This window comes from Henriciella sp. (assembly GCF_049649345.1).
Classification (GTDB): domain Bacteria; phylum Pseudomonadota; class Alphaproteobacteria; order Caulobacterales; family Hyphomonadaceae; genus Henriciella.
In genome coordinates this window covers 1-6903 of the sequence record NZ_JBARZC010000619.1, presented here as the reverse complement: position 1 = coordinate 6903, position 6903 = coordinate 1, and the positions used below count along the sequence as shown (strand labels likewise).

General features: G+C 62.2%; 7 protein-coding genes. 4 read left to right on the top strand and 3 right to left on the bottom strand.

Annotated elements, in window-relative coordinates; all coding sequences use genetic code 11:
* The 4 genes from WA989_RS17190 to WA989_RS17175 form a co-directional block, all read left to right on the top strand.
* Positions 1-610 (top strand): AAA family ATPase (locus WA989_RS17190; RefSeq protein ID WP_424341705.1); only part of this gene is annotated, 610 nt, incomplete at its 5' end.
* The gene (locus WA989_RS17185) at positions 611-2080 is read left to right on the top strand and encodes a CpaF family protein (RefSeq protein WP_424341704.1); all 1470 of its coding nucleotides are present in this window, start codon (positions 611-613) and stop codon (positions 2078-2080) included.
* 4 nt (positions 2081-2084) lie between these two features.
* On the top strand, positions 2085-3038 hold the full coding sequence (locus tag WA989_RS17180) for a type II secretion system F family protein (RefSeq protein ID WP_424341703.1): 954 nt from the start codon (positions 2085-2087) through the stop codon (positions 3036-3038).
* Between the two features lie 10 nt (positions 3039-3048).
* Positions 3049-3999 (top strand): type II secretion system F family protein, encoded by a 951-nt coding sequence (locus WA989_RS17175; protein WP_424341702.1) that lies wholly within the window; start codon positions 3049-3051, stop codon positions 3997-3999.
* Between the two features lie 117 nt (positions 4000-4116).
* Here WA989_RS17175 and cpaB read toward each other — a convergent pair whose 3' ends face one another.
* The 3 genes from cpaB to WA989_RS17160 all read right to left on the bottom strand — a co-directional run.
* Positions 4117-5004, bottom strand: a complete 888-nt coding sequence (gene cpaB / locus WA989_RS17170) for a Flp pilus assembly protein CpaB (RefSeq protein WP_424341701.1) — start codon at positions 5002-5004, stop codon at positions 4117-4119.
* Between the two features lie 126 nt (positions 5005-5130).
* Entirely contained in the window at positions 5131-6162 is a 1032-nt protein-coding gene (locus WA989_RS17165; RefSeq protein WP_424341700.1) for a LacI family DNA-binding transcriptional regulator, read from the bottom strand.
* A gap of 2 nt (positions 6163-6164) precedes the next feature.
* A partial coding sequence (locus WA989_RS17160) for an alpha-amylase family glycosyl hydrolase (protein WP_424341699.1) occupies positions 6165-6903 on the bottom strand: 739 nt, incomplete at its 5' end.

Genomic DNA, 6903 nt, shown 5'->3' with positions numbered 1-6903 from the left:
GAACCAGGCCGCGCTCACCCAGTCTGCCGACCGCATCGACGATGCGCTCCTCCAGGCCTTCATCACGCGCCACAAGAATGGAATTCATATCCTGTCCGCACCGCGCTCGAACCGGATGTGGACCGGCATCAAGCCGGAAGCCATCCTGAAGATGCTGGATGTCGCCTGCTCTTCCTACGACATGGTCGTCATCGATCTGCCGCGCTGGCCGACGCCATGGACAGGCGCAGTTGTTACAGGCTCCGATGAGTGCCTCATTGTCAGCGAGCTGACCGTCCCGGCGCTCCATTCCTCGCGCCACCGCGCCGAGGAGCTTGAAGACGCCTCCGACAATATCGCTACGCCGAAAATCGTTCTCAACCGGATGGCCAAGAGAGTGTTCGGCAATACGGTGACCGTATCGCAGGCCGAAGACGCGATTGGGCGCCCGGTCTACGCGTCCGTCTCATCTGACTGGGACGCTGCGCTGACGGCCGTGAATTTCGGCCAAGCAGTGGGCCAAGCCAAGCCTGGCAACAAGATCTCAAAGGACGTCGCAATGCTGATCGAACACCTCGAGCTCGGGTTTGACGGCGAAACCGGCGCGCCAAAACAGAGAAAGGAGGCCTAGATGCCCAGGTTCTCCCTTCTTTCAAAAGCGCAGGGCCAGACAGCGCCCGCCGAGGACGAAAAAAGCCTCGATGAAACACTGCAATCGCTCGACACCGAGACGGCGGAAAAGCCTCAGCCAGCGTTCGGGGCCGATGATGCTGAAGAGGCGGCCGCAGACGCTGACGAAGATCACGTCCCGCCCTCATTCGATCTGCTCGACGCAAAACTGCGGGTTCACAACAAGCTGATCGATGAGCTTGACCTCTCCATGCTGGACCAGTTGGACGAGACCGAGATGAAAAAGCAGGTCCGCCGGCTCGTCACAGAGATTGTGCGCGATGAGCGGATCCCGATGAACCAGGCCGAGGTCGCCAATTTTGCCGACAGCGTCTATCATGAAATGACGGGCCTTGGGCCGCTTGAGCCCCTGCTCGAAGACCCGACCATCTCGGATATCCTCATCAATGGATACAACCAGGTCTATGTCGAGCGCCGCGGCGAGCTCGAACTCTCCGAGGCCAAGTTCCGCGACAATGCTCATTTGCGCCGCATCGTCTCGCGCCTCGTCTCGGCTTTCTGCCGGCGCGTCGACGCAAGCCAGCCGCTGGTCGATGCCCGCTTGCTCGATGGTTCGCGCGTCAATGCCGCTGTCGAACCTGTCGCCATTGATGGGCCGCTCGTCTCGATCCGGAAATTCTCCAAGAAGCCGCTTACGCTTGAAAAACTGATCGAATTCCAGGCGATGCCCAAGGAAGTTGCCGAGTTTCTTCACAGCGCGGTGAAATGCCGGGTGACGACGATCATCTCCGGCGGCACAGGCTCAGGTAAGACGACGCTGCTCAACGCCCTCTCAAAGGCGATCAGCCATAAGGAGCGCCTGATCACGATCGAAGACGCCGCCGAACTTCAGCTGCAACAGCCGCACGTTGCGCGGATGGAAACCCGCCCGCCCAACCTTGAGGGCAAGGGCGAGATCCGGCAGCGCGAACTGGTAAAGAACGCCCTGCGCATGCGCCCTGACCGCGTCATCCTGGGCGAGGTCCGGTCCGAAGAAGCCTTCGATATGCTGCAGGCGATGAACACCGGCCATGAAGGCTCGATGGCAACGATCCACGCCAACAATCCGCGTGAGGCGATCAGCCGTCTCGAACAGATGGTCGCCATGGGCGGCCTGCGTATCTCGGCTGAGGCCGTCCGCCACCAGATCGCCTCTGCCATCGGTGTCATCATCCAGGCCCAGCGCCTGTCGGACGGCTCGCGCCGCATCACCCATGTGACCGAAGTGACCGGCATGGAAGGCGAGATCATCCAGATGCAGGACATCTTCACCTTCAACCGCCTGCGCACCGAGGAAGACGGCACTGTCGTCGGCGAGTTCCGCGCCACGGGCCTGCGCCCGAAATGCCTCGATGAAATGCAGCGCCGCGGCGTACAATTGCCCATGGAGTATTTCGATCCGTCCAACCCGCTGCTGACCGTGCCGAAATAGCGCGATGGATGTCTCTGGCCTCATCTACGTCCTGGCCTTTGCGTCCGCCTTCATGGCGATGCAATCGGTGCTGGGCTTCGGCAAGACGGCGCTCGCCAAGACCAGGATTAATCAGCGGCTCAAGGTCAAGGAAAGCCAGGCGTCCGTTGCCGATCTCATTGTCGAGCTGCGCCGCCAGCGCGGGCTCGACAAGGATGGCAACCAGACCATGGCGATCCGCTGGTTCAACACGCTGGTTACCCGCTCCGGACTGGCCTTCAATCCATCGCTCTGGGCCGCCATTTCTGCTGGCCTCGCCATTGTCGCAGCCGGCGTCAGCTTCTGGTTTCTGCGCAGCTTTCTCATCTCGGCCGGCGCAGCCGTGGCCGCAGGCGTGCTCCTGCCGGTCCTGTTCCTGAACATGAAAGCCGGCGCCCGCGAAAAGCTGCTCGGCGCGCAGCTGCCCGATGCGCTGGAAGTGATCGTCCGCAGCCTTGAAGCCGGCCACCCCGTGCCCACCGCCGTTGCGCTCGTCGGCAAGGAGATGCCGGACCCGATCGGCTCTGAATTCGGTCTGGCGGCAGACGAGATATCCTATGGCTCCAGCCTGGAAGAGGCGATCAAGAAGCTCGCCGAGCGCACAAGGCAGCCGGACGTCGAACTGTTTGCCGCAACTGTCCGCCTCCAGGCAAAAACAGGCGGCAACCTGGCCAGCCTGCTCAAGGTCAATGCGGCGACGGTGCGCGCCCGCCAGAAAATGCGCCTCAAGGTGAAGGCAGCCTCGTCCGAAGGCCGCGCCTCTGCAATGATCCTGACCTCAGCGCCCTTTATTGTCCTCATCGCCATGCATCTCCTGACGCCGCACTTCTACGGCGATGTCATCGATCAGAAGATCATCCAGTACGGCCTCGGCGGCTGCGTCCTCTGGATGGCGGTCGGCAATCTGATGATGCGCAAGATGATCAACTTCAAGGTCTGAGGAGCGAGCGATGCCTGCAGACCTGATGAGCAACCATACACCGACGATCACGATCATCATGATCGTGATGGGCGCCGCCATGCTTGTGCTCGGCAGCACAGTGTTCCGGTCCGTGCGCGACAAGAACCAGATCAGCGACCGCCTCAGAAGCGAGGATGGCGAGACGCGCAAGCCGAAAGGCAAGGCCTATCCGCAAAAGCCGAAGAACTCGCTGATCGAGTCGATCGGCCGGCGCTTCACCGATCCCAATTCCGAAGAGACGACCAAGGTCCGCCACCGGCTCATGAAGGCCGGCTTCTACTCAAAGTCGGCACCTTACATCTATATCGGCGTGCGTTTCGTAGCGTTGATCGTCCCGCAGATTGTCCTCATCGCAACCTGGCAATTCTACGATCAGTTCATGCCGGAGCGCGGCTTCATCATGGCTTCGGTGGCTCTGGCCGTGATCAGCTTCGTTGCCCCCTCCTTCCTGCTCGACAAGCGGATATCGAAGCGCGAAGACCAGTACCGCGAAGGCTTCCCTGACATGATGGACCTGATGGTCGCCTGCGTGGAGGCCGGGCTCAGCCTCGACGGCGCGGTGCAGCGCGTGTCGGACGAACTGGTCCAGCGCTATCCCAACCTTGCAGACCATCTGAAGATCATGAACCTCGAAACCCGCGCCGGGCGCGCGCGCACCGAGGCCTGGAAGAATTTTGCCGACCGTCTTGGTCTCGATGAAGCGAGAGCGCTGGCGACCATGCTGCGCCAGTCCGAAGAACTCGGCACAAGCGTCGGCGAAACCCTGCGTGTCTTCGCCGCCGACATGCGCGAGAAGCGCATGCTCTATGCCGAGGAAAAAGCGCTCGCCCTGCCGGCAAAGCTGGTCGTGCCGCTGATCCTGTTCGTCTTCCCGTCCCTGCTGACCGTTCTGATGCTGCCGGCTGTCGTCCGCATCGCAGACGTGATGTCTCAGGTCTAGGCGGCCGAGGCCTGGCAACTCCCCACAGGTCAAACGCAAGCAGCCGGTCACCTAGGTGGGCATCCGGCTGCTCGGCTGTGTGTGAAAGGTCAGGCCGACGGAGCGGCCGTCAAAGTCTTATTGCGATGACGGAACGCTGTGGGAGGAGGTCTCATTGCCGAGGATAACCTCGACGGTTGAGACGGTTGGGGCCTTGGCGACGAGGCGGCGCGGCGCGATGCGGGCGACCGGTGCAGGCCGGGCGTCCTTGCCGAGGCTGATCGACGTTGCTTCCTGGAACTCCTCATCGGCACTGCCGCGCAGCGCCAGCGACAGCTCACCGAGCTCCGAGGCAACCGACAGGCGCTGGGCCTGCTCGAGGGATACCGCCAAAGTCGCGGTGCTGAACGGGCTTGGCGAAGCAGCCGTCATGTCATCATTCAGATCGACACCGAGGACTTCGACATTCTGCAGCAGCACATCGGCGACAGGGCCGGCCACGGCAGAGCTAGACGCGGTCTGGTCCGAATAGAGCCGGCCTTCCTTGCCGCGCTGATAGAAGATGACATCGACATGGTCACCCGGAAGCACAAAGCCGGCAACGCCCGACTCGTCCGTCATCTTGACCGAATAGGCCCGGTAGCCCGGCGGGATCTTGGATGCGAGCGAGCCGCGAAGGCCTTCAGACAGAAGGAACTTCTCCGACAGCATTTCACCGGCGGTCAGTTCGATCAGGGTCGGCCGCCCGTTTGAGCGCTCATTGAACTCCTTGAAGGAATTGAACGCGCCGAGAGGCACTTCTTCGGCCGGGCGCGATTCAAGGTCGAACCATTCCTCTTCGAGCCGGACCCCGCGCGGAATGTTTCGCGCCGCGACTAGCACGTCCTGCATCTCGACTTCCATGACTGTCAGCTCGGCCGGCGCGCCGGCCTTGTCATCAGGCGATAGAAATAACCGGGCGCCAAGGAGCGCAGCAGCGCCGCAGGTAATGGATAGGCCAAGGGTCAAGACTGGATTCATCTGCATGGTATTCTCGTCCTCACGATTTGCTCATCAGACTAGGTCGAGGCGTTTAAGCCTCCGGCAAACTGCGCTGTAGAATTGGCGCAATAGCGTTAACCAGAACACCGGTCAGGCCTGTGTCCTCGGCGCTCAGGCGCCGCAGGAGGCGCGCACGATCAGCTCAGTCGGTGAGCGCTCCGAGCGGCGCGATCCGCCTTTGGAATCGACCAGTTTCGAGACAAGCAGCCGTCCTGCCTTGGCGGTATCCTGCGAGACCGTTGTCAGCGCGGGCCGCGCCAGACGGCTGAACGGAACATTGTCATAACCGACAACGGAGACATCCTCCGGCACACTGCGGCCGCTCGCCTGGAGCGCACGGATGGCGCCAAAGGCGATGAGATCGCTCGCCGCGACGACGCCGTCGAAGTCGAGCCCCTGCTCGATCTGGCTGCTGATCGCCGCTTCTGCCGATTCCACTTCGAAATGCACCGGCAGATACCATTCAGGGCGCGCATCGATGCCTGCCTTGTCGAGGGCGTCGAGATAGCCGCGATAGCGCTGTGTGGCTTCTGGCGCTTCGGTGTCCCCGAGAAACAGGATCTTGCGCCGGCCAAGGCGGGCAAGGTGTGAAGTCGCCCGGCGCCCGCCCATCGGATTGTCGCTGCCGATAGAGCAATAGCTCTGCTCGGGCAGTTCAGCGCCCCAGACGACAAAACGGCTGTCCTTGTTGGCGAGGCTGTTGAACTCCGAATGCAGCGAGCTTTGCCCGATGAAGATCACCCCGTCGGCCCGGCTCGTGCTCATCGCAAATGCGAGGTCATCATAATTGGTCGGCGTGATGTGGCTGACCAGCATATCGCAGCTGCGCTCACGCGCCGCCTCGGCGATTCCTGAGAGCAGCTCGATGAAGAACGGGTCGTAGACATTGCCGTCGCGAGCCTGCGGTTGCGGCACGACGACCGCGATCGTGGCTTCAGCGCCGATGGGGCCGGCAGGCATGCGCTGGCGGAAGGGATAGTCAAGCTCTCTGGCCAGTTCCCAGATCGCCTGCTTGGTGCGCCGGTTGATGGCCGGGCTGTCATTCAACGCCCGCGATACCGTCGAGATCGACACCCCGGCCCGTTTGGCGAGGTCCTCGAGCCGTGTCGATTTCCTCGATTGCCGAGATCCTGAATTTGCCATGTCTAGTCCGCCCCCCGGCCTCCCCGTTTGCCGGAAATGGCCCAATATCCTGTCCACGGCTCAATATGGGCGGGCAGAGACACTGGACGGTTAACGCGTCCAAGCTGAGTTGCAATGATATGTGCTGTATTTCCTACAGGCGGGCCGAAGCTTGCCGTCACTTGGCCAATGTTGAAAACACAGCTGACGGACTGCCCCTCCAGCCTGCGCTCGAAGGAGAGAACACCCTCCGGAGCCTCGACAAAGTGCAGCTCGCCAAGCCGCAGGGCTGGCAGTGATTTTCTCAAGGCTACGAGCTCGCGGGTCACATGCAGGCTGGATTGCGCGTCGCCCTCCTGAACGTCCACTGCCAGACCATCATGCGCCGGATCAACCGGCAGCCAGGGCTCGCCGCCAGAAAAGCCTGAGTTCGGCGCGCCCGAAATCCACGGCAGCGGTGTGCGCGCCCCGTCGCGGCCGAGCGTGCGCGGCCAGTTGGCAATCGCTTCAGGGTCTTTGAGATGTTCGAACGGAACCACAGCCTGCGGCAGGCCGAGCTCCTCGCCCTGATAGATGAACGCATTGCCCCGCAAGCTGAGCAGCAACAGCATGAGCAGATCAGCCGCCTGCTTGCGGTTTTCAGGGCTCGCCCAGCGCGACACGGCCCGCGGCGCATCATGGTTGGAAAACGCCCAGCTCGGCCAGCCTTCGCCCCCTTCGCTGCTCCACTGGGACAGCGACCGCCTCACACGTTTCGGTGAG

Coding starts and splice junctions, on each gene's coding strand:
- WA989_RS17185 (WP_424341704.1), top strand. CDS start 611: ATGCCCAGGTTCTCCCTTCTTTCAAAAGCGCAGGGCCAGACAGCGCCC.
- WA989_RS17180 (WP_424341703.1), top strand. CDS start 2,085: ATGGATGTCTCTGGCCTCATCTACGTCCTGGCCTTTGCGTCCGCCTTC.
- WA989_RS17175 (WP_424341702.1), top strand. CDS start 3,049: ATGCCTGCAGACCTGATGAGCAACCATACACCGACGATCACGATCATC.
- cpaB (WP_424341701.1), bottom strand. CDS start 5,004: ATGCAGATGAATCCAGTCTTGACCCTTGGCCTATCCATTACCTGCGGC.
- WA989_RS17165 (WP_424341700.1), bottom strand. CDS start 6,162: ATGGCAAATTCAGGATCTCGGCAATCGAGGAAATCGACACGGCTCGAG.